The following is a 23,499-nucleotide window of genomic DNA, read 5'->3' as shown; positions in this document are numbered from 1 at the left end:
TTTAAAAGATTAAAATGAAGCCTGTAAAGACAATGAAATAGTACGTGCAAAAGGATAGTCTAATCCTCGTTCAGTTTTCACGGTAGAAAAGCGTGCGAGGTCATTTAAGTTTATGTTCGCAGACGCCCTGCTTTGTTTATTTTTGCTGATTTTAAGTTTGTTAAAATCATAACCAAAGCTGATGGATGACAATGCTAATTCATCAAGATTTTGCACAAAACGAGAACTCAGCTGCGTGGTGCTCAAGTCAGCAATGTCTTTATATAGAGATGCCTGCCCTGGTGTTTTCCACCGTTCTTCTAGAGCTCGTATGTCAACATTATAAGCGAAATCAACATTTTCTACTCTTTCTACAAGTGTGCTATTGTACATCTGTCCGCCAAGCCTTAGTGTGAACGCGAAACCAGCAGTGAAGTTTCCAAAACGCATGTTGGTTCCAAATGTTCCTGTAATGTCTGGATTGGTATCTCCGCTGTTAACAAGGTCATCAGTTGAGTAGACGTAGGTCTGTGTACCATCGGCTTTTTCAAAGATTTCACGACCATTTGAAGGATCAATACCTAATGATTTTACTGCCCAGATGGTACTCATAGATTGATTAGGAACATATCTTGCGTATGGTCTTTGTAAACGTAACCTTCTTGCTTCAGGTGTTTCCCCTTCTCTAAATGCAGAGTTGTCATTTGCGGCGTTTAGTGCCAGAATAGAATTGGAAACTCTACGAATCTTATTTGTTGAATGTGCCACGTTGACAAATACACTTAGAGACTTTCTGTTCTCTCTGATCACATTCATATTAGCTCCGATTTGATAACCTTTGTTCCTTACCTCGCCAATATTCTCTTTGTAACTTACAAACCCAAGTGAAGGTGCGGTCACCTGATCAGTCAATAAGCCTTTAGTATCCTTTATAAAAAAGTCTGCACGCAAACTTAAATTACTAAACAGGAGCATATCTGTTCCAATGTTTTTATCCAATACCTTTTGCCATTGTAAATCTGGATTGGGAAGGCCCATCAATTGCATTGCGATATCACCATTATAATTTTGGCTGGTAACATATTGGTAGGTTGCTACAGACAAGTATCCATTGGAAATTGGTGTGCCTGTATTTCCAACGCTCGCTCTTAATCTCAACTGGTTGATGAATTTTATTGGTTTAATCCACGATTCATTATGTAAGTTCCAGCCAAGACCTGCAGAAGAAAATGAGCCCCATTGGTTATTTGCACCAAATTGCGAACTGGCGTTACTGCGGTACGAAAGGTCTGCAAGGAAGCGGTTGTCATAAGAATAGTTTAGTGCCGATGTTAAGGCAATATTATGTATCGTGTTTTCAGCCCCTGAAGCTTTGGTTCCTGGTTTATATTGATTGCCAAAAGCAATATCATCAATATTGTCATTTGGGAAACCGACCATAATAAATCCTGTACTTTCATTACTATTGGTATTGATTGAGGCGATAGCATTTGCAAAAATCTGGTTTTTGCCAAATTGAAGATTATAGGCTGCACTTAAGTCAGAACTCAGAATGTTTTGCTTTCCATTTGTTTGCCTATACTCTCCCCTGTTTTGATATTCGGGTGAAGATGGTTGTATACCTAAATAATTTGTGTGATTTGCTGGAAGAAAATACTCTGATTCGCTTGTTTGTGAAGTAATCCCCACACGTCCCATTACACGCAGATTCTTCTGTATAGACCATTCCGTATAAAAATTTTCGGTTACATTTCTATAACTGCTATTGTCTTTTGTATTCAGAGAAGCATTATACAGTGGATTATTAGTTGTTACAGAAAATCCCTGGTAATTTTGAATTAAGGCACCAGCGTCATCTGTGATGCGCCAATAAGGATTCATTCTTGCGTAATCACTAAATGATCCATATTTAGAGTTTATTGCTTTGTTATTGTCTACTGTTAATATATTGGTAAACGCAAAGTTTTTTAGTCTGTAAATCAGATTGATACTTCCGCTAAGCGTTTTTCTTGAAGAACCAATCATTACACCAGAAACATTGTTATAATTCAAGTTTGCAGAATAACGCATGGAATTATCACCACCATCCAAATTGATAGAATGCTGCTGACCATATCCATTTTGTAAGGGCTGAGAAAGCCAATAGGTATCTACGCCATCTAATGCTGCTTTTTGATTTCTTGCAAACTGTCTTAAAAGATCTGCTTGTTGCGCCGGGTAAGCAGAAGTGTATTTTCCCGCAAGAGTTTCTGCCTGTATTTTTTCTTCAGAGTTGGTTAAATTGTAACTGCTTAGATCAGGTGCAGTGATGTTTAAACTTCCCCGGTAAGAAACTCTTAATGCACCGGCTTCTGGCGTTATGGTTTCGATTACTACAACACCATTTCCAGCATCTGCGCCATAAATCGCTTTTGCAGAGGCATCTTTTAGCAATGTTACACTTTTGATCATGTTGATATTCAAGTCAAAAACACGTTGTAGAGTTGCTCTAAAACCATCCAGTATAAATATTGGTTGATTGGGCTGATTGGCGTATTCGGCATTTAAATCAGGAATACCAGTTTGTCCACGTAATTGCACGTCTGGCAAGCGGTTTGGGTTTGATCCAAAACTGTTACTTTCTATGATTTGAAACGAAGGATCCAGAATAGCCAGTCCTTTAATGAGATTTTGATTGGTTACAACTTTAAGTTGCTCACCTGAGAAAGTTGAAGTAGCTCCGGTAAATGTCCCAGCTTTACGTTCAAATAAACCGTTGTTGATGACTACTTCATCCAGGTTTTTCTGATCAGGCTGTAGTTGGATGGTCTTGTAATTACCCGATTTAACCGTTACTCTTTTCACTACATATCCAATGTACCGCACTTCGATCACTGCGTTGGAATCTATAACAGCCAATGAAAAGGCGCCATTCGGTGTTGACATCGCACTATTTTTTGTGCCTACTTCCCAAACAGATGCACCTGGAAGCGGCAGGTTTTTTTCATCCACTACTTTTCCAGAGATGATGATTGCCATTTTTCCTGTTACTGGGTTTGGTATAGGAGAGATGATAATGGTATTGTTCGTAATCTTGTATTGCAACATTTGGCCTTGCAGACTTTTCCTCAATACAGTTTCTAAAGGTGCTTTGGTTACGTTTACAGAAACCAGGCGTGTTGCTTCCAGCGTTTTTCCGTCGTACAAAACATTATATCCTGTCTGCAAACGGATTTCGCGGAACAATTGTTCAAGAGAAATGTTTTTTTTGGAGATGGTCAGCTCCTGGGTAAATCCTGCAAAACTATTTTGTAGAAAAACCGTTATTAAAAGTATAAACGATAGTTTCATTACTCTAATAAATTTGTAGAGCGTGCCGGCATAGTCCGGTCGCCACTTAGTATAAAAATGCATACATTTGAAATGTTTAGGGTTCCATTGATTGATTGATTGAATTGACTCTTGAAAATTTAAAAGGAAAACCTGAAATCTGCCGGGGGCTTTGCGAGAGCTCCCGGTTTTTTTGTGGGTTGTCCTGGTTTAGTAGAAGTTACGACATCACCAGTACCCTCCTTCCTTCAATTTTGAATTTCACACCTCCGGTTTGTTCTATTAAATTTAGCAGTTCAGCAACGTCTTTAAACCTGCTGATGGTACCACCAATTGTTTTTTCAGGAATGCCCTGAGGATAAGAAATTTCAATGTTATACCATCTTGCAATCCTGCGCATTGCGGTTTGTATGTCTTCATTCTCAAATACAAAAAGGTCATCTTTCCAGGCGGCTACATTTTCTGCATTTACATCATATACGCCAATTTTGGTTTCGCGGTTTGCATTGATCCTTGCCTGCTCTCCAGGCTTGATGATTTCATTTCTGCTGCCGGATTTTACATTTACACTGCCACTCAGTAAGGTAGCTGTAATTAAAGGCTCATCTTCATAAGCATTTACGTTAAAATGCGTTCCAAGTACCTCTATTGCCGTACCGTTTTTAGTTTCTACCCTGAAAGGTTTAGTCGTATTACGTGTAACCTCAAAATAAACTTCTCCTGTAATTTTAACCTGCCTAAGATTTCCAGCAAAGGCGGCAGGGAACTTTATAGAGGAACTTGCATTTAGCCAAACATGCGACTGATCAGGTAAAATAACCTGGTACTGGCCTCCCCGCGGAGTACTTATCATGTTGTCGCCTGTTTCAATGGCTCCATTATTATTGCCAACCTGATATATGAGTTGTCCATCTGCAGTTTTTTTAATGTTGATGTTTCCTTGTTGTGCAAGGCTGCCACTGAGTGAATCATTTAACTCAATTTTAGAGCCGTCTGCCAGGGTTAATATGGCTTTATTGCTGCCTGGCGAAATTACATGTGCTATGTTTTTGGCCGTGTTTTGCCCGGATATAGATTTGTTGGTGTAAAAGAAAAGTCCGGATGCAACTGCCATAAATACTACAGCAGCGGCAGCATACCTTAAAATTGGTAACCTGCGTACAATTGTTGTTTTTTGCTGTGCGGTGATTTCATCATTAAGCCGCATGTAGATCTTGTCACGCATGCTGTCTTTAAGCAATTCGCTTTCCTGAGCGCTTAATTGAAAAAGGTTATCGCCCTCCAACTGTTTGATATACTCTTCCACTAAAACCTTTTCTGAAAGGCTGGCCTCGCCTTTAAGGTATCGGTCTACGAGTTGTAAAAATACTTGTTTCTTCATTGAAGTATGGTTTTATTGCAGGCTTATAGCTTGCGTCTGTTGTCTGTTTTGTTTTTAGGAGTCGTATTTGGCACGGTTTTCCTGCTTTTATATTAGTAAGTATAAAAAAGGAGCGGATACCCTACGGTAAAATGAAATTATTTTTATTTTTTCAGTTTATTCTTGGATAAAGCGAGAGTAATCTGTTTTTCTTGCTATTTTTTAGATAGCAATACCTGTAATGCGATAGCAAATAGAGGTAGATATTGTGTTAAGCCTTCTCTTATTAGTTTTAAAGCCTTAGACATTCTTTTTTCAACCGTTTTTTCTGAGATTTGAAGCACTGCGGCTATTTGTTTATAGGTCATGCCCTGTTCCCTGTTCATTAAAAAGCAGGTTTTGCAATCTTCCGGCAAATTTTCAATCACATCCGTAATTAAATGGGAGAGTTCTTTAAATATCAACGGATTTTCTGTGATCAGTTCTCCGGTTTTTACGGCCAGGGCCGAATAGAAGTTTTGGTCGGCTTTATTGTTGCGTATGGTTTCCAGTACGCGATAGCGTACAGCCTGGATTAAATATGCTTTTACAGATAAAATATTGAGCTCTTTTCTGCGGTGCCATAAACTCACAAATACATCCTGAACACAATCTTGTGCCTCGTCGCTGTTTCTGATCAAATTTGCGGCATTTTGATACAGCAATTGCCAATATCTATTATAAATTTCATCATGCGCAGCCCTGTCATCCAGCTTTAATAATTCGGTCAATTCAGGATCTGTAAGCGTTTTATAGGCGAACATGAAGGTTTATGGTTCAGGTTAGATTATAAACGTACAAAAAATTATTACAAAACATAAAAAAAAGATGCTGGTATCCGCCAGCATCTTCCTTTGATATTATTTTCCTAAATTGTTATGCTTAAGCCAAGCATCTAGTGTGCTGAGTACCTCTGGTGCAATGTCCTCTTTAATGGTAGCATACTCCTGTGGCAAACAAGTTACACAATGTTGCAACAAATGGTTTAGGCCAGGTATTTCAACAACAGTCACCTTTTTGTTGCCACCCTTTAGGGGCAGCGCTTTCCAGTTGGCCAGGTTAGGCCCGGGTTTAACCCATGAATCACTACTTCCATTAATGGCCAGGATGGGTATCTTTACTTTCGGCAAGTAATTTTCCGGATCATATTTTATGAAGTAACGGTACCAAGGGGTAACTGCATTTAGCGCATACAAATAAATAGGAAAGCCAAAACGGTCAGATTTTAGGTTTAATGCTTTTACTGCAATGCTATCCCGTTTTTTCCATGCGGCATGTGCTTCTTTGAGTTTAGCATCCATATTTGCGGAGTCAGCATATTTAAATGCTGTACGAAACATGATTTCATTGATTTCATTGAAGCGTTTTTTATTGTATTCTGGCATATCCAGTGCGGCCACACCTTCCAGGTTTTGGATGATCTGTGCGTCAACACCACTGGTAGCTAAACCTGCCAAACTAATTAAAAAAGCCACATCTTTGGATTGTGCCGCTGCAATAGAGATTCCGGCCCCACCTTCGCTATGTCCCAACAGGCCGATTTTTTTTAAACCAAGATCGTTACGAGATTTAAGGTAGGCCACAGCCTCAAGCGCATCAGCAGCAAAATCTGCCGTGGTAGAATTTTCATACGCTCCCGTAGTTTGTCCTACACCACGGTCATCCAACCGGAGTACCGAAATACCCTTGTGACCAAAGTAATCGGCCAGGTTCGCAAACCATAAATGTCCGGACATTTTACCGTCGCGATCTTGTTTACCCGTTCCGGAAACGATGACGATAGCAATGTGCGTATTGTTTTTGACAGGGGTAGTCAAGGTGCCACCAAAATTGATGGTGCCTGCTGCGTTTTTAAACTGCACACTGTCGCTGCGATACGGTTTAGTTTGTGCTAAAGCTGCTGTAGCAATACACCAGCAAAATAAGATAGTTGATATTAATTTCATATGTTATTGGTTTGATTTTATATAGTCTACCATGGTCGAAATTTCATCGGCCAGGGCAGTAGGGCTGCCGTGGTAGCCAACGCTAATAAACCTAAGCTTCCCTTTAGGATCAATGACTAGCTTTTGGGGAATGCCAGAAATGGTAAAAGCCTTACACATACTGTTGAATACTTCGCCAGTGGCTTTTTCACCTGGTACCGGATTATCAAACAATACCTGGAAAGGGAAGTTGTTTTTTTTAAGATAGGCCAGTACCTCCTCTTTGTATGTGTTTCCTCTTTCTTCTGTATCTACAAAATAGAAAATTACGCTTGAATCATTTTTATACTTATCCATTGCCAGTTTCATGCCCGGAAAAGAGGCTTTGCAAGGCACACACCAGGTTGCCCAAAAATCCAACACCACAATCTTCCCTAGCAAATCTTTAGATTTTACCAATTTCCCGTTGCCGTCTTGCATGCTAAATTCGGGAACATCTTTATTCAGTAGTTTTCCAATCACCTCCTTAGCTTGTTTATGCTGGTTCTCGCTGTTTTTTAACGATTCCAGGTAAGCTGGAAAGCCAATCTCGGTTTTCTTTTCTTTTACATAGGCTTGTTTCAACATGTCCAGCATTTCTGGCGTGCTTTGATTTTCATAAATGCTTTTAATAAGTAAATTTTTCAAATCTGCAGTTTTTCCTTTTTCATTCAGTACCATTGCCTGCACGCCATTTACACTTGCTTTTTTATACTGAAGGTACTGCTGAGCCAATACTGCATATTGTAAGGCTTCGTCTTTTTTACCTACGTTATAAAGTATGCCGATATGTGTTGGTAAGAAGTTTTTAGCGATCGAAAGATTGAACTGCTCTTTCCATTCATTTAAAGGAATATCCAGGACATCTTTAGGCGGGTGATTACGGAAGCTTTCCAATCGTTTCATCAATAAATCCGCGTATGGATACAATTCCTGATCTTTCATGTCCTTCCGGTCATGTGGAATTTGAATGGTTTTATAGTAGATAGAAGCCATTGAGCCGTAGGGGAGTTCATGGATGTATTTTTTTATGATATCATAGTTTTTTTCCATTACATTTAAAACTACAGTAACAGAATAGACATGTGCATAACTAATTCTGTTTTTGATGTCAAATGCTACATTGGTAGATGATTCAGGATGCGTACTGATAAATGCTTCACCTAATATCCGCATTTTAGACATGTCCTGCTGTGACATCATCTTTTTATAATCTGCCAGCCTTGTGGTATCCTGCGCCAGACCTGCTGTTGCAGTAAACACCAGTAGGAAAGCTGAAAGAAAAATGTTTTTTAATTTATTCATGTTATGGGTTTTGTGCTATTTCTGGGTTTAGGGAAATCAGGTATTCTGCGATTGGAAATACATAACCGTTGCTACTGGCATTAAGGGTATAGTTAACCCCACCGAAACTACGCGTGTACGTCTGCGCAAAACGGGCGTCATCTTTTAACCTCCGCATATCCCACCATCTTGTCATTCGGCAAAAGAATTCCCTGCGGCGTTCTTCAATCACTTTAAACAAAGCGTCATCGTTAGAAGTTGCGGTTAGCGCAACATAATCGGCAGTCTTAAACCTTTTTATCCTAAGCCTGTTTACCCATTCCATGGCCAATACCCTGTTGTTGTTACGCGCATAGTATTCAGCCTCTATCAGCATCATTTCTGGCACAGAGGGGCCAATGTTACGTGCTTCGCCCATTGCCCTGTCTTTAAAAAAGAACCTTCCACCAGCAGTATTGTAATTTGCGGAGATCGTAGCGGGTACTGTTGTAAATAAAGTATAACGCTGATCTGTTGTGCCTAGTAAAGTGAGGAGGTTATCACTAAGCCTGAGCGCATATGGGGTATATGCAGAAATACCTCCAAAGGCAATTTTCGACAACAGGATTTCAGGATCGGTTCTTCGCACCGGATATGTTGTGTTTGAAATTGTCGTAGCATTAATTGTACTCAAATCGTTCAGTGTGCTTCTGGTTAGCAAAACACTGTCTGCATAAAGCTTAGCATTGGTATAATCATTCATGTATAGGTAGGTGCGTGCTAAAGTGCCATAAGCAGAAGGTTTAGAAGGAAGCGTATTGTATAATTGTGTAGCAGGCAAAGAAGGTATGGCTCTTTTCAGGTCACCAATAATCTGGTTATACACCTCTTGAACAGGATTTCTAACCAGCGACTGCGTAGTGGTGCCTATCAGTACCAGCGGTACACCAGGATCAGCTGTCGAAGTAGATGCATTATAAGGTTTTGCATAGGTGTTTACCAACATTAAGTAGGCATTGGCACGGTGTACCAAACCCTCCGCAATCAATGCATTTTTTTCTGCCAGAGTACCGTCGCCAGCCTCCGGAGTTTCATTGATCACGATATTGGATACAGTTATCGCATTGTAAAGGTTAATCCAATTATTGTCACCTTGGTAGCTGGTTCCAAAAGGGAAAAGCCCCTGTTGCCAGGTGTAGCTTTTGCTCCAGTAATTATAGGCATCTCCGACAAGTGCAATCTGTTGTACACTGCCGTCTACCAGCTGTACATCGTCAGAAGCCATGTCGGAGATTTGAGGGCCGTATTCAAAAGCCGACGTATTGTTGAGCAGGTAGCGGTAGTTGATGATTTCTCCCGGAACAAGATTTCCCTGTGTTTTGATGTCAACAAATTTTTTGCAACCACTAAAAACTAGTACGGCAGCAGTTATAAATAAAGTAAAACGTTTCATGTTGTTGAGGTTAAAAGTTGAGGTTTAATGAAAAGTTATAAGATCTGGCAGCGGGCAAACTGGTTGTCCCACCCAGAGAAGTGCTGGAGAAGTCGGGGTCGTACCCTTCTTTGTTTGCTCTCCATAACAGACCTAGGTTGTTTACAGAAACGCCCAATTGTGCACCTTTAATTTTATATTTGTTTAGGTAACCTGCAGGCAACTGATAACTTAGAGAAACTTGACGTAGACGCAGATAATCTCCTTTTAACACGTTAATATCAGAATATTGATACCTGGCCAAACTGTAAAAATTACTGTTTAATGCGGGTACATTAGTTTTTAACTCATCACCCGGAACCCTCCACCTGTCGGCAATGGCTGCGCTTAAATCGTAGTTAGCCAAACGGTTATTGGTAATATAGCTCACTACATTCGGTTTGATAAAGACACTTCCAAACTGATAAGTGGCCAAAGCATATAAACTAAATTGTTTATAACGGAAAGTTGTGTTTAAACTTCCATAATAAGGTGCAGTTATACGTCCTGCATCTTTCAATACGCCAAATGAGGTAATGGTACTGGTTGTAGAAGGAATAACAGATCCGTCTTCCGCATAAATTTGGGTAAGTCCATTGGCATCCAGACCTGCAAAACGGTAAACCAGTAATTTGTCTATCGCATAACCAGCAATGGCGCCGACACCCTGAGGGTAAGAAGAGAAGCTGGCATTGTAAGAATTGCTTGCAAAACGGGTATCAATAATCTTATTGTTATTGTAAGAAAATGTACCACCCAGGGTCCATTCCATTTTTTCATTACTCAATACTTTGCTACGCAAATTAATGTCTACACCATTTCCATTCATAGAGGTGGTATTGCGGTACAATAAGGTAATGCCGCTGGTTGTGCCAATGGTTCCTGCGTAAGTGCTGTTGATGGGGAAGGAGAAAAGTAAGTCCCGTCCTCTTTTCTGGTAGACTTCTACTGAACCAGATAAAGCACCATTTAATACCGAGAAATCCGCTCCGAAATTAGTCACGTAGGTTTTTTCCCATTTCAGCTGAGGGTTTGCCAATGCAAGAACCATTGCGTAGGATTCTCCGGTTAGGGCATCACCGCTGTTTAAAGTTGCGATTGATGTATAAGGGTAAGTGGTTAAAGAAAGATTTCCATTTACCCCATAAGTTGCTCTAAAGCCTAAATTATCAATCCAGCTGAATTGTTTGATGAAAGATTCTCTTGATGCATTCCACTTTGCCCCTGCAGACCATAATGGTGTCGCTCTGTACTTCCTGTCCAATCCAAAGTTGTTGTAGTCGTCATACCGCACACTGGCAGACAAACTGTATTTCTGCATTAAAGTATAGGCCGCATTGCTATAATAGGATAGAAACCTTCGTCTTTTGTCGCTTTGTGTAGGATAACCCCCACCGGTGAAGGTAGTGTAAGATGTAGCAGTGGCACCAGCTATGTAAGGATAAGAAGCAGTAGAAGTATAATTGATATTTGCATTGGTTAAACCTGTTACTATATTGTATCCCCACAACGTGGAGGTACCCTGTCCGATATTGGTTTCCCTGATCTCTGATCCTGCTATCGCGTCAATTTGATGGATTTTGCTAATGGTATTGTTGTAGCTCAGCTGACCACGAACGCTATAACTATTTTGTGTAGTATTGATCAAACCTAAAGAGCCACCATTGGTAATTCCAAGACTATTTCTGGCAGAGCCAGGAAAAGTATAGTAATTTAAAACCCTTCGCATTTCATAGGTGTTCTGATTGCGGAAAATCCGGCTGTTGCTAAACGAGCGCTCTGTATTATAAGTTGCAGATGCCGATAGCCCTTTAAAGATGGGTACGCTTAAATTAAAGTTAGCGGTGTAATTGTTATCCTTTTGAGTATTATCGGCGTTGGCCAATTCTTCCAGATAATTGTAATTAAAGCTCTTATAGCTGCCGGCCAATGTACTGGTGTAAGCAGGATCATACCTTGGAAAATTGATGCCGTTACCATTTTCATCTGCGAGCAGCTGATAAGGCAATAGGGTGTATCTTGTTGGTGTATAGAGGCTGCCAACGCTGATTCCGTTGTTCGCATATTTAAAAAATGTTCCTTTAATATTGGTGCTTAGGGTAGCCACTTTAAACAATTTCCATGAATTGTTCAGGGTTGCTGTAAAGCGGGAACCTGAAGCACCAACAGTATTTGGAAGTTCCTTGCTGTAAGATGCGGAGTAGAAGTACCTTGAAGTATTAGAGCCACCACCAATAGATAAATTATATTGCTGGTTGCTGCTTGCACGCTGCAGGTATTTTGAGATTTGAGATTTGTTATCAATTGCACTCAACTCATTTACACGTGCATCATATTGCGCCTGGGTAATGGTTCCTGCTTTAAGTCGGATGGCCAGATTGGCTCCCTCACTGTTGAGCAGCGCAGCATTTGTATATGAATTTGGGATGGTGTTTACGATAAAACCTTTATCTACCAGCTCTTTTTCATAATCCAATACCTGTGCCGCATTCATACTCCTCAAATAACTCAAGTCGGGTGCATCGGCCGTCATTAGCGTTGCTGAAAAGTTAATGGCAGGTGCCTGGCCAACGGTGCCTTGTTTTGTGGTAATCACAATTACGCCATTGGCTGCACGGACACCCCATATAGAGGCGGCAGAAGCATCTCTTAGCACCGTGATGTTGTCAATATCATTTGGATTTAAGGAAGAGATGTCCAATTCGGAAATGGCACCATCTACTACAATTAAAGGCATGGCCTCGCCACTTATTGTGCCAGTACCCCTGATGTTGATACCATAATCTGTTTTTCCAACCGTTCTGGTGGCAGATGAAACAGACAATTGTGTATTGTTAAAAGCGAACGTACGGTCGCCGCTGGTTAAACTAACCTGAAGCCCTGGGATTTGACCTTCCAGGCGTTGCAAAACATTTGGTGACGGTAATTTTGCCAGTTCTTTAGCGGTAATTACACCAAAAGATCCGGTTGTTCTTTCTTTAGAAAGTGTTTGATAACCCGTAGAAACAATGTCTACATTCTGCAGCATATTTACATCAGGTTGCAGGTTGATGATGACATCTGTTTTCCTGTTGGCAAGTGCATAAGCAAAGCTTTGGTAACCGATGTACGTAACCGTTATAATTCCCGATGTATTGGGTACTGAGAGGGTAAATCGTCCGTTCACATCTGTCATAACCGCATTGTTGCCAAGACTGGAACGTACAGTAGCACCTAGTACCGGATTGTTTTTTTCATCGGTAACCATACCTTTAACGACTTGATTTTCGCTTGCGGCAGGTAGTGTGATGCTGCCTTTTGTAGGTTCAAATTTGATGTCCCTGCTCACAATAGTATAGTTGTTTTCGTAAACATAAAGGAAGAGCAAATTATTTGGATAAAGAACGTTTTTTAGTGCTTCATCCAGGGTTTTAGCATTAATGGCAGATGCAGCAATCCGCTTTCCTGTTACGATATTGTGATCGTAGGCAAATTTTGTCCCGTATTTTTGGGTTATTTTTTCGAGGGCTTCAGATACTGTGATTTCATTTTTTTGCTGCGCTTTTGTGCACAGTACAAGCATGAAATTTAAAAATAAGATGCAAATCAGCATCCTACTAAATTGAGTAGAGCTTTTTCTCATGTTGTTTTGATTATGGTTTAGGTGAATTTAGTGTGGTGTGTTATCTGGGTTGTAAATGGATGGTTTTACCATCTTTTTTTATGTTGGCATTTAGTATATTGGCGAGTACAAAAAGCACACCCTCCTGCGTTCTGAAAGAAATGGTGCCGTCTATTTTTACGCTATCCCTGGCCGGGTCGTCGAGTATAACTTTAAGGCCATAGGTATCTTCAAACTCCTGTATAACCTGTTTAACTGTGGTTTTTTGCATCTTCATGTTGCCATTTGTCCATGCGCTTTCTGTTTGCGCATTCTTTTGCAGGATCCTTAGTTTTTCAGTAGGCGTTTGCTGTGCCATCTCATTAGGCTTTAATGTAAGGCGTTGTGCTGATCTGTTAGACCATACACTTACTTTTCCTTGTGTTAGTGTTACTTTAGCGGTATTGCGCCGGTCTTTAACATTAAACTCGGTACCAAGAACTTCAATGTTCAAATGTGCCGTCTGCACCTGAAAACGTTCATTTTGTTTAATGTCCTCGGGATTTTTATTTAAGTGAACCACCTTAAAATAAGCTTCTCCTTTTAAATAGACTTTTCTTACCCGCATAAATTTCCATAGTAGGGGATAGGTAAGTTCAGAGTTGGCATTCATCATAATGGAACTGCCATCAGGCAGGGTAACGGTTTTCTTTTGGCCATAAGCTGTGTTTATGGTAACCTCTGCTTGTTTTAACCATAAGCTCACCATGCTGATAAGGAGTATTGCGGCGGCAGTACCAATATATCTGTACAAGCGTTTTGTAGTAGTTTGTTTATATTGTTGTTGGTCAATGCTTTTATTGATCTTGTCTAACAGCTTCGCTTTAAAGGCATCTGAAGTTATGATCCTTTTTGCACTAAAGATATATTCAAGCTCCTTTTTTGCAGCAAGATATATCGCAATATTGGCAGGTGCTGAACCCTCATATGCATTCCAGAAGGAAATATCTTCTGGTTTTTGGTCCTTGATAGCTTTTATGAAAACTTCATCGCTAAGGAATGCTTCAATGTTGCTGTATTTTTGATAATATTCGTGCTGCATTATAAAGACAAACACCAAGAAAAGGGAAAACACCCCATGAAATTCAATTATTTTTTAAAATAATTGTGATCGATAGTGAAAAAGCATCAAAATAACAGTGGCTTTGTCTACATTCATGATCGCCCTTAGCCCTTCCAAGGCTCTTGCAGATAGTTTATAAGCGCCTTTCACAGAAATATTCATCAACTCTGAAATTTGTTCATAATCCAACTCCTCAAAGTACTTAAGGTAAAGGATTTCTTTTTGTCTCCCGGTAAGCTGATCCAGTGCGGCTTTAATTTTTTTACTTTGTTCAGAAGATTCCTCGTTTTTTATCCTGTTGGCTTCTGCATCAAATTCAAGGACAAAAGCCTCGTGGTCCCGCAGTTCTTCTTTTTGGAATCGGCTTTCTCTGGTTCTAAAAGAGATGATGTTGTTTCTTAAAGCTGCGATCAAATAAAATTTTATATTATCTGTATGACCAAGTGTTTTATGATTGGCCCATAGTTTTGTGAATAAGTCATGAAGGCAATCTTCTACCTGCTCCTGGTCCTTTAAAATCCGCATTGCATATTCATGCAGGTTACCGATGTAGGTATTGTATATTGCTGTGAATGCATCCCTGTCTCCCTGGATAAATTTTTGCCAAAGTTGAACATGATCTTGAGACTCTTTCAAAACAGCGATTAGTTAATAGTATGCCTTTTATTGTAAACGTACAAAAAATATTAAATATCAGATCTTATGCATCGGATTTTTGAATAATAATTGTGCCTAAATAAACACTTTCAGATTGATCTTTCCTATTCTCTGCATTAAAGGCTGCATAGATGTGCAAAGTACGCTCATATGATTTGCTATCGATAGGCAACACATCTGTTCCCAAATATCTAAAATTACCCGCTGTAACGGAATACGCTCTTTTAGCATCTACGTCATAGGCCAGCATCATGATCTGGTCGCGCATGCTGCCATTGGTTACATAATCCTTGTTCCAGCTAAAATGTAAATTTAGATCTTCATCAACAGCTACGCTGATGTTTTCTGATAAGGATAAATTGCCCATACTTACTTTCATGCGTTCCGGGAAAACAGTAACCTCCAGGCCTTCGCTTTCTATGGCATTTTTCATTATATAAGATTTTGCTGCAGATCTGCCACGGTTAGGTGTATCATTGTTAAAACCAACTTTTACAAAAGATAAAAGTGGTTTTACCCAGGCTTCTGCAACTCTAAATCTATTATGATTGGCCAGCTCCGCTTCAGAAAATGGCGCTGTTCTTTTTGAAATTGTTTTTACATAAAATACACCATTTCTGGAGCTGCCAACAAGCTTGCCAATTTTCCCTGTGAATGGACCAAAAGGCCCATAATTCATTTTTCCCATATCTTATTAACCAGTTTTTACAGTTGATTTTGCGCTTGTTTTAGGCCAAGTTATAAATTAGTTTTGGCAGAAACATTTTGTAGTTAGTCGTTTAAATGTCAAGAATATAGGGTTTATAGGGAGGTTCTTCGCACAAAACCGGTTTAAAGGCCGAAACTGGACCAGATCAAAAACGGATCATCAGCTAGAATTTTTCGCATGCCAGGCGCAGTCTATACGCTCTTCATACGCAGTCTATACGCACTTGTTTACAACAACCTCCCTGCAACTTGCATTTATGTCTATAACGATAGACCAGTTTGTTGATGATCCTGGTTTGAAAGAATTAAAATAGTTGATTAAGAAAATGAATGCCTGATGGCAGGAGTTTGTCTAAAATAATTGAATGTGAAGGGGATAGTAATTTTACTCCCTTAATAGAGAAGGTAGAAGAGTATACGGAAAAATGGGACAATCAAGATTGAAATTATTCAGTCCTCAATTTACTATGTTTATAACCGTAAAGGAAGTAAACCACTAAACCTACAATCAGCCAAATGCCGAAACCTATCCAGTTGGAAATGCCCAATTCGCACATCATGTACAAGCAGCTGATTAAGCCCAGTACAGGAATGAGTGATAGGTTTTTGACCACACAATAATAACTGATGATGACACAAATGATCAGGAAAATCCACATTGGGATTTTATGTTTGAAAAGGCTCCAGCCGCTTTCATACTTTTTGTCTGCAGCAACAGCTGAGTTGTCAATAAAATTCTGGTATTGAACTGCAGATAATCCATTCAGCCATGCTTCTGTATCTATATTTCTGGCCACTACCTGTCCAGCGTTTATTTTGCTTTCTGCTTTGATCTGGTTTTGTACGGCTGTCAGCTCTTTCGAATCTAATGAGGTGACAAAAGTTACGGGATCATTTACTTTAGCCCGGTTGCTTAAAAAGTTTACTGCCTCAGTTTTGTAAGCAGTGAATGCAAAAGCGATGGCAGCCATTAAAAGAAAAGGAACAATGAATTTAGCATTAACGTAAGGAATTTTGAATTTCCCCCTTTGTACATCGGGCCTGTTTTGTAACACCAAAACACCCGCACAAACCAATACAAATGCGAATAACGTACCTATAGAGCAAAGATCGGTTACAATGGTCAGGTTCATGAATAGAGAAGGTACAGCTACTACAAATCCAACAACTACAGTAGCAAAAGAAGGTGTCTTATATTTTGGATGAATGCGGGAAAAAGCAGGGGGCAATAAACCATCCCTGCTCATGCTCATCCAGATTCTGGGTTGTCCCATCTGGAAAACAAGTAATACACTGGCCATGGCAAAAACCGCACTTACGGCAATGATTCCGCTCATTAATTTAAGGTCAATCTGATCAAATACAAAAGCTAGCGGATCGCCGACAGACAATAAGCTGTAGTTGACGATGCCGGTTAATACCAATGCAATCGCAACATATAAAATGGTACAAATAATGATGGCCCACATCATACCTCGGGGAAGATCCTTTTGAGGATTCCTACATTCTTCTGCGGTGGTAGAAATGGCATCAAAACCAATGTAGGCGAAGAAGACTGCCGATACACCTTTTAAAACACCTGTAGCACCATTGGGTGCAAATGGGTTCCAGTTGCTGGTATCTACATAGAAAACACCAACAGAAAGTACCAATAAGATTACAGCCAATTTAACAACTACCATGGCATTACTGGCGTTGCGGGATTCTTTCATACCGCGGTACACCAGCCAGGTAATAAAAATGATAATAGCCAAAGCAGGAAGATCTGCGATAAGGTGAAAGCTGCCGATTCTGGGGGCCGTGTCCCAGGCGTTACTGGCCAGGCGTGTAGCCTCATCCAGGTTGGCATAACTTTTCCCGGCATTGAGCATCGCTTCCGCATGTGTATGCCCGTTAAAGGCAGAAAGGTAATCCATCGTCATCCAGTCGGGTAAATGGATTCCATCTATTCCCAATGCAGGGATACGAATGGAACTGAGCAGTCCCGTAAAGTAATCCGACCAGGAAATGGCGACAGTGATATTGCCAATGGCGTATTCCATGATCAGCGACCAGCCGATGATCCAGGCTACCAATTCGCCAAAGGCAACATAAGAATAGGTGTAGGCGCTACCTGAAACAGGAACCATTGAGGCAAATTCTGCATAAGCAAAAGCAGCGAAACTACAGGCAATAGCGGTAAAGATGAATAAAAATATAACTGCCGGACCTCCGTCTGCGCTGGCCTTTCCAATGGTGCTGAATATACCCGCACCAATGATGGCCGCAATCCCGAAGGCAGTTAAGTCCCGTACCCCTAAAGTTTTATGTAAAGAAGTGCCATGCTCACCATAACCTTTCTCCGCATCCTCTAATATCTTGGTAATGGACTTTTTCCTAAGCAGTTTTTTGATCATATACCTCAAACTTAAAAATAATATTGAATTAATCCAGTTTCTCCAGCTCAGTTTTAACAAATGAGGCAAGTTCGTTGATGTAATTTACGCTAAAATCAAACTTAATGCCTGCGGTTTCGTAAATTTCATTCATTGGTTTAGTGTAACCTAAGGATAAAGCATCCAAATATTGCTGTAAAGCCTTTGATGGGTTCTCCTTATAGTTTTTCCAGATGGCAATTGCACCCAATTGCGCAATACCATACTCGATATAATAAAAAGGGAGCTCAAAAACATGCAATTGTTTCTGCCATACATTGCCAAATTGAAGTTCAAGATCCTGCCAGTTGGCAAATCCTGCGCCAAAGGTGGTATAGATTTGTTTGAAAGCTTCTTCTCTATCAGCTGCGTTGTGACCCGGATTGGTGTAAATCCAATGCTGAAACTGGTCGATCACGGCAACCCATGGCAAAGTTTTTAAAACGTCAAGTAACTGTTCCTTTTTCGCCCTGATCAAATCCTCTTCATTGTCAAAATAAATGTGCCATTGATCCATAGAGATCAACTCCATACTCATTGAAGCAAGTTCGGCAACTTCTGATGGACAATGTTTAAAGTCGTTCAATTCTAAGTTGGCCGTTAAAAAAGTATGGATGGCATGGCCGCCTTCATGTACCATTGTGGTCAAGTCACGCAGGGTACCGGCAGAATTCATGAAGATGAAAGGTGCTCCCGTTTCTGCCAGAGGATAGTTGTAACCCCCTGGTGCTTTCCCTTTTCTACTTTCCACATCAAACAAATTATTGGCTTTCATTACCGCAAGCATCTGTCCCAGTTTTGGATCGATGGCATTAAAAGCTGCAATGGTTTTGTCGATCAGTTCAGCACCATTTTTGAAAGGCCTTAAGGCCGGTTTTCCTGAAGTACTTACATCCAGGTCCCATGGTTTCAAAATTTCAATTCCGATGGCTTTCGCCCTTTTGTCAGCCTGTTCTTTAAGGATAGGAACGATTTCCTTTTCTATAGCTTCATGAAAATGGTAGCAATCTTTAACCGTATAATCAAAACGTCCCAGGGCTTGAAACATGTAATCCCGGTAGTTTTCAAATCCAGCATTCAGGGCAACCTGATGGCGCATTGTAGCCAGTTCATCAAAAATGATGTTTAGGTCGTCTTTGTCAACCAATCTGCGTTGCTGGATGGTCTCCCATGCTTGCTGACGAACGGCTCTGTCGGTATCCTTAATAAATACCGAAGCTTGCTCCATGGTGTATTCCTGGCCGTTGATGGTAACGCTCATGGCACCTGAAGCAGCCTGATACTTTTGCTGGGTAACTAGGATTTTAGTAAACAGTTCTACGTTTTCTTCGCGGTACAGTTCTAAAGATTTCCTGATGGCACGCAGGTAAACGAAATATTTTTCCTGATCCAGTTCCTCTACATAATCACTTTCCATCAATTTGATGTTGAGCAGGTTGCTGATAGGTGATATTTTTGGATCGATTTCTTCTGCAAAATACTGAAATGCTTTAACTTTTTCTTCATTGGCAGTATCACAGCTCATTTTAATGTAACGCCAGGCAAAGTCCTCCTCCAATGCCGCTTCCAGTTCACTTTTGTCTTTTAGCCATTGTTCCAGTTCGGTAACATTGTCGATTTGACGGGCAAGCAATTCGTTCAGGATGGGCTCCAGGTTGTCCCATTGCATTACAAGGTCCTGAGGAATAAAAGTTCTTGTTTTTTTAGGTATGATGAGATTGATCATGATTAAAGTATAAAATGTGTTCTTAATAGCGCATCCAGCAGGAAGCAGATGGCGAAAATTAAAGATGCAAAGCCATTAGTAGTGGCAAATGCTTTGTTTACCTTGCTGATGTCGCCAGGTTTAACCAATAGGTGCTGATAGATGAGCATAGCACAGAAAAATGCTACACCGATGTAGTAGAACCAGCTAAAAGGTGTAAATAAAAGGGGGAGGATTACACATAATGCGGAACATACATGAAGAAAAACGGAAAGCTTTAACGCATTTTTTATACCGAGCGCTGCTGGTATGGAATGGAGCTTTTCTGCGCGGTCAAAATCTTCATCTTGCAGGGCATAAATAATATCAAAACCACTTACCCAAAATAACACAGCAAAAGAATAGAGTAATGGAACAATATTGAATTGGCCGGTAACGGCGATATAAGCCCCAATGGGAGCAAGCGCAAGGCCTAAGCCCAGAACCAGATGGCAAAGTGCAGTAAATCTTTTAGTGTAGCTGTAAAACAAAACGACAAATAAGGCAACCGGCGAAAGGTAAAAGCACAAGTTGTTAATGAATTTTGTGGCAATGATGAACAGCAGGCAATTGACAATAACGAAGATAAGTGCTTCATTGGCGCCGATCTTTCCGGCAGGAATGTCACGCATCTGCGTCCTTGGATTTTTAGCATCAATATCACGATCCAGGTACCTGTTAAAGGCCATGGCAGAATTTCGGGCAAATACCATACATAATAACACCAATACAAAAAGTAACCAGCTAAAAGGCTGATCTGTGGTGGTTACGCCCAGGAAAAAGCCAATCATAGCAAATGGCAGGGCAAATATAGAATGGGCAAAAAGCACCAGGGAAAAATACTTCTTCATGATTTATTAGGCAGGGTCATCGTTGGGGGTTAGTATGGGCATGGCGAAATCCAGATTGGTGTCTTCAATAAATCCAAGGATCTCATCACGGCCCAGTATCTTTTCTGCGGATGTACGGAAAATAGGCGGAATTTCTTCAAACCACCCGCTAAGTTCTTTTTTAAACAATGCGATATTTTGATTCGTCTTTGTAACCGATTGCTTATCTGTTTTTGTAAAGGCCAGTACAAATGGGATTTGGATTTCCCCCATCCAGCAGCAGAATTCAATGTCTATCTTTTGTGGAGGGATACGGCTATCTATCAGCACAAATACACATTGCAGGCTTTCCCTTTTGGTGATGTAATTGCGGATGAACTTTTCCCAGCTTTCTCTGCTGTTTTTAGATACTTTAGCATAACCGTATCCTGGTAAATCTACGATATACCATTTTTCGTTTATTAAAAAGTGGTTGATCAATTGCGTTTTTCCAGGCTTCTGAGAAGTCTTTGCAAGGCCATGCTGATTGACCAGCATATTGATCAGGGAAGATTTACCTACGTTGGAACGGCCGATAAATGCATATTCCGGCATGTTGGCTACAGGCAATGGTGCCATCTTTGTATTGCTACAAACAAATGTTGCTGATTTTATAATCATTTGACAAAGGTAGAAAATTAGATTTCAAACAATACTTATATTTGCCGCACAACCATGAATGAAAAAATAACCCCTTACCAGTCTGATACAGCTACAAAAAAAGAACAAGTGGCAGATATGTTTAATAATATCTCCGGCACTTATGATTTTTTAAATCATTTTATGTCGCTTGGCATAGATATTTTATGGCGTAAAAAGGCGATTAAAGAATTAAAATCTATCCATCCGCGACTGATGCTTGATGTGGCGACGGGTACGGGCGATTTTGCTTTTGAAGCCATTAAGATCCTTAAGCCGGAGCGGATTATTGGCGTGGACATTTCCAGCGGAATGCTTGAAGTGGCAAAGCGTAAAATTAACGACCGTAATTTGAATGAGGTGTTTTCGGTAAAACTGGGCGACTCTGAAAAGTTACCTTTTGAGGACAATCACTTCGATGCGATTACTGTGGCTTATGGTGTGCGAAATTATGAAAACCTGGAAAAAGGACTTGCTGACATGCGTAGGGTGTTGAAACCTCATGGTAAAATTGTAATTCTGGAGTTTTCCAAACCACAGGTTTTTCCGGTGAAACAGCTTTATAACTTTTACTTTAAATACATTACTCCATTTTTAGGGAGGGTGTTTTCAAAAGATCAGCGTGCGTATAGCTACCTGCCTGAATCTGTTGCCGCTTTTCCTGATGGAAAAACATTTACAGCCCTGATGGATAAAGTGGGTTTTAAAGAGACTAAACACCGGCCTTTAACGTTTGGTATAAGTGCGATTTACACAGGAATTAAATGAAACCATCATGATTTATCAACCACACCTGGGATGAATAAATCTGATAGCTTCATAATAGCTAAAAAACAAATTTACAGATGAAAAAACTGGGCCTGATCTTTTTATTGTTGTTTGCGGTTTGTACCACTAAAGCTCAAAACTGGGGTGGGGGCGTAGACGATACTGATTTGCATTTTGGCTTTACTTTTCAATATATATCTTCTGAATATAAAATTTTAAAAAAGGCAGATTGGAGAAATCCGTATTTTGATGAAACCGGACAGGTTACAGATGAGATGACTGCCATTTACAGCAAATCCTCTCCGGGTTTCGGGATTGGTTTTGTTTCCAATTACCGCCTTAACGAACATATGGATTTGCGTTTTACACCTTCTTTGATTTTTAACGACAGGATTGTAAATTACGAGTTTAAAAAGCCGGCAACGGTAGCTATTCCGCAATCCTTTAAGGAACAAAAAGTACAGGCAAGTATGGTAGAGTTTCCTTTGGGATTGAAATTGAAGTCGGACAGGCGAAACAATTTTAGGGCTTACCTGCTTGGGGGCGCCAAATATTCGATTGACATTGCGTCCAGCAAAAAAACAGATGACACCGGTAATACACCGCTGGAGAAACTGCTGAAGAACCGTAAGAACTTTTTAAGTTATGAGGCGGGGTTAGGATTTGACTTGTATTTTGAGTATTTTAAGATGTCGCCTGAAATTAAGCTTTCTTATGCTCTTAACAGTGTAATGAAAGAAGAAGAAAACCTCTACACACGGCCTATAGATAAGCTGATGTTGCGACATGTCACATTCAGCCTCTTCTTTGAGTAATTTTTGATAACTTTGCCCCTGTACCATAAAGAAACGAAATGAATTCAAAAATTGCACTGATTACAGGAGCAACTTCAGGTATTGGAGAAGCATGCGCACATCTTTTTGCCCAGCAAGGTTATAACCTGGTGTTATTGGCAAGAAGAGCAGATAAATTGGATGAGTTGTGCAGGCATTTTGAAGACAAATATGCCATTGAAACTAAAGCATTGGTAGTTGACGTACGGAATAAAAATGAAGTTGATTTGCTAAATACTTTGCCGGACAACTGGAAGCAGATTAACGTACTGGTTAATAACGCCGGATTGAGCAGGGGCCTGGACCCGATTGATCAGGGAAGTCTTGACGATTGGGATACCATGATTGATACCAATGTGAAAGGCTTTTTATATATTTCTAAAATTGTCTCGGGCTGGATGGTTGCCAATCAATCAGGGCATATTGTAAACATTGGCTCCATAGCAGGAAAAGAGGTTTATTCTAACGGAAATGTTTACTGTGCCACCAAACATGCTGTTGATGCGCTGAGCAAGGCCATGCGGATTGATTTGCTGGTGCATGGGATTAAGGTTACAGCAATACATCCCGGAGCAGTAGAAACGGAATTCTCGGTAGTGCGCTTTGGTGGTGATGAAGCGCGTGCCAAAAAAGTATATGAAGGATTTGACCCATTGATGGCTGTGGATATTGCAGATGCCATTTGGTATGCGGTAAGTCGCCCGGCCCATGTAAATATTAACGATATGCTGATCATGCCAACGGCACAGGCTAACGGATCACTTATATTAATAAAATAA

The 23,499-nt window shown here is 40.3% G+C and carries 17 protein-coding genes; 3 read left to right on the top strand and 14 right to left on the bottom strand.

All coding sequences use genetic code 11. The features are described 5' to 3' along the window. Nucleotides 1–9: 9 nt before the first annotated feature. The 14 genes from LPB86_RS19305 to yihA all read right to left on the bottom strand — a co-directional run bounded on the left by LPB86_RS19305 (nt 10) and on the right by yihA (nt 21,101). Entirely contained in the window at nt 10–3,372 is a 3,363-nt protein-coding gene (locus tag LPB86_RS19305; RefSeq protein WP_230693056.1) for a SusC/RagA family TonB-linked outer membrane protein, read from the bottom strand. A 136-nt stretch (nt 3,373–3,508) separates the two neighbouring features. Continuing rightward, nucleotides 3,509–4,669 (bottom strand): FecR family protein, encoded by a 1,161-nt coding sequence (locus tag LPB86_RS19300; RefSeq protein WP_230693055.1) that lies wholly within the window; start codon nt 4,667–4,669, stop codon nt 3,509–3,511. Nucleotides 4,670–4,863: 194 nt separating this feature from the next. After that, nucleotides 4,864–5,451 carry an RNA polymerase sigma factor gene (locus LPB86_RS19295; protein ID WP_230693054.1) on the bottom strand — a complete coding sequence of 196 codons (588 nt, stop codon included), beginning with the start codon at nt 5,449–5,451 and terminating at the stop codon, nt 4,864–4,866. A 96-nt stretch (nt 5,452–5,547) separates the two neighbouring features. Next, a complete protein-coding gene (locus LPB86_RS19290) occupies nt 5,548–6,633 on the bottom strand; it encodes a S9 family peptidase (RefSeq protein WP_230693053.1) in 1,086 nt (361 codons plus the stop codon). Between the two features lie 3 nt (nt 6,634–6,636). Beyond that, on the bottom strand, nt 6,637–7,956 hold the full coding sequence (locus LPB86_RS19285) for a TlpA disulfide reductase family protein (protein ID WP_230693052.1): 1,320 nt from the start codon (nt 7,954–7,956) through the stop codon (nt 6,637–6,639). A 1-nt stretch (nt 7,957) separates the two neighbouring features. Beyond that, the gene (locus LPB86_RS19280; protein ID WP_230693051.1) at nt 7,958–9,367 is read right to left on the bottom strand and encodes a RagB/SusD family nutrient uptake outer membrane protein; all 1,410 of its coding nucleotides are present in this window, start codon (nt 9,365–9,367) and stop codon (nt 7,958–7,960) included. 10 nt (nt 9,368–9,377) lie between these two features. Next, nucleotides 9,378–12,947, bottom strand: a complete 3,570-nt coding sequence (locus tag LPB86_RS19275; protein ID WP_230693050.1) for a SusC/RagA family TonB-linked outer membrane protein — start codon at nt 12,945–12,947, stop codon at nt 9,378–9,380. Nucleotides 12,948–13,047: 100 nt separating this feature from the next. Continuing rightward, complete coding sequence (locus LPB86_RS19270) at nt 13,048–14,067, bottom strand: FecR family protein (protein ID WP_230693049.1); 1,020 nt, start codon at nt 14,065–14,067, stop codon at nt 13,048–13,050. A gap of 54 nt (nt 14,068–14,121) precedes the next feature. After that, entirely contained in the window at nt 14,122–14,724 is a 603-nt protein-coding gene (locus LPB86_RS19265; protein ID WP_230693048.1) for an RNA polymerase sigma factor, read from the bottom strand. Nucleotides 14,725–14,788: 64 nt separating this feature from the next. Then, complete coding sequence (locus LPB86_RS19260) at nt 14,789–15,433, bottom strand: DUF6266 family protein (protein WP_230693047.1); 645 nt, start codon at nt 15,431–15,433, stop codon at nt 14,789–14,791. Nucleotides 15,434–15,899: 466 nt separating this feature from the next. After that, nucleotides 15,900–17,849, bottom strand: a complete 1,950-nt coding sequence (locus tag LPB86_RS19255; protein WP_230693046.1) for an amino acid permease — start codon at nt 17,847–17,849, stop codon at nt 15,900–15,902. 28 nt (nt 17,850–17,877) lie between these two features. Further along, entirely contained in the window at nt 17,878–19,593 is a 1,716-nt protein-coding gene (locus LPB86_RS19250; RefSeq protein ID WP_230693045.1) for a M3 family oligoendopeptidase, read from the bottom strand. 2 nt (nt 19,594–19,595) lie between these two features. Then, entirely contained in the window at nt 19,596–20,462 is an 867-nt protein-coding gene (locus tag LPB86_RS19245) for a UbiA-like polyprenyltransferase (RefSeq protein ID WP_230693044.1), read from the bottom strand. A gap of 6 nt (nt 20,463–20,468) precedes the next feature. After that, on the bottom strand, nt 20,469–21,101 hold the full coding sequence (gene yihA, locus LPB86_RS19240) for a ribosome biogenesis GTP-binding protein YihA/YsxC (protein WP_230693043.1): 633 nt from the start codon (nt 21,099–21,101) through the stop codon (nt 20,469–20,471). A gap of 54 nt (nt 21,102–21,155) precedes the next feature. Here yihA and ubiE point away from each other — a divergent pair, with 54 nt between their 5' ends. The 3 genes from ubiE to LPB86_RS19225 all read left to right on the top strand — a co-directional run bounded on the left by ubiE (nt 21,156) and on the right by LPB86_RS19225 (nt 23,499). Then, nucleotides 21,156–21,887: a bifunctional demethylmenaquinone methyltransferase/2-methoxy-6-polyprenyl-1,4-benzoquinol methylase UbiE gene (ubiE, locus tag LPB86_RS19235; RefSeq protein ID WP_230693042.1), complete on the top strand. Its 732-nt coding sequence runs from the start codon at nt 21,156–21,158 to the stop codon at nt 21,885–21,887. A gap of 77 nt (nt 21,888–21,964) precedes the next feature. Then, nucleotides 21,965–22,702, top strand: coding sequence for an outer membrane beta-barrel protein (locus LPB86_RS19230; RefSeq protein WP_230693041.1), 738 nt, complete (start codon nt 21,965–21,967; stop codon nt 22,700–22,702). 38 nt (nt 22,703–22,740) lie between these two features. Continuing rightward, entirely contained in the window at nt 22,741–23,499 is a 759-nt protein-coding gene (locus tag LPB86_RS19225) for an SDR family NAD(P)-dependent oxidoreductase (RefSeq protein WP_230693040.1), read from the top strand.

This window comes from Pedobacter sp. MC2016-14 (genome assembly GCF_020991475.1).
Lineage (GTDB): Bacteria > Bacteroidota > Bacteroidia > Sphingobacteriales > Sphingobacteriaceae > Pedobacter.
The sequence above is the reverse complement of the archived record's forward strand: the minus strand, read 5'-3'. Positions and strand labels throughout refer to the sequence as shown.

Excerpts from the sequence above, each read along its gene's own strand:
- LPB86_RS19300 (WP_230693055.1), bottom strand. The coding sequence starts at position 4,669 with ATGAAGAAACAAGTATTTTTACAACTCGTAGACCGATACCTTAAAGGC.
- LPB86_RS19260 (WP_230693047.1), bottom strand. The coding sequence starts at position 15,433 with ATGGGAAAAATGAATTATGGGCCTTTTGGTCCATTCACAGGGAAAATT.
- LPB86_RS19245 (WP_230693044.1), bottom strand. The coding sequence starts at position 20,462 with ATGAAGAAGTATTTTTCCCTGGTGCTTTTTGCCCATTCTATATTTGCC.
- LPB86_RS19255 (WP_230693046.1), bottom strand. The coding sequence starts at position 17,849 with ATGATCAAAAAACTGCTTAGGAAAAAGTCCATTACCAAGATATTAGAG.
- LPB86_RS19285 (WP_230693052.1), bottom strand. The coding sequence starts at position 7,956 with ATGAATAAATTAAAAAACATTTTTCTTTCAGCTTTCCTACTGGTGTTT.
- LPB86_RS19275 (WP_230693050.1), bottom strand. The coding sequence starts at position 12,947 with ATGCTTGTACTGTGCACAAAAGCGCAGCAAAAAAATGAAATCACAGTA.
- ubiE (WP_230693042.1), top strand. The coding sequence starts at position 21,156 with ATGAATGAAAAAATAACCCCTTACCAGTCTGATACAGCTACAAAAAAA.
- LPB86_RS19280 (WP_230693051.1), bottom strand. The coding sequence starts at position 9,367 with ATGAAACGTTTTACTTTATTTATAACTGCTGCCGTACTAGTTTTTAGT.
- yihA (WP_230693043.1), bottom strand. The coding sequence starts at position 21,101 with ATGATTATAAAATCAGCAACATTTGTTTGTAGCAATACAAAGATGGCA.
- LPB86_RS19230 (WP_230693041.1), top strand. The coding sequence starts at position 21,965 with ATGAAAAAACTGGGCCTGATCTTTTTATTGTTGTTTGCGGTTTGTACC.
- LPB86_RS19290 (WP_230693053.1), bottom strand. The coding sequence starts at position 6,633 with ATGAAATTAATATCAACTATCTTATTTTGCTGGTGTATTGCTACAGCA.
- LPB86_RS19270 (WP_230693049.1), bottom strand. The coding sequence starts at position 14,067 with ATGCAGCACGAATATTATCAAAAATACAGCAACATTGAAGCATTCCTT.
- LPB86_RS19250 (WP_230693045.1), bottom strand. The coding sequence starts at position 19,593 with ATGATCAATCTCATCATACCTAAAAAAACAAGAACTTTTATTCCTCAG.
- LPB86_RS19305 (WP_230693056.1), bottom strand. The coding sequence starts at position 3,372 with ATGCATTTTTATACTAAGTGGCGACCGGACTATGCCGGCACGCTCTAC.
- LPB86_RS19295 (WP_230693054.1), bottom strand. The coding sequence starts at position 5,451 with ATGTTCGCCTATAAAACGCTTACAGATCCTGAATTGACCGAATTATTA.
- LPB86_RS19225 (WP_230693040.1), top strand. The coding sequence starts at position 22,741 with ATGAATTCAAAAATTGCACTGATTACAGGAGCAACTTCAGGTATTGGA.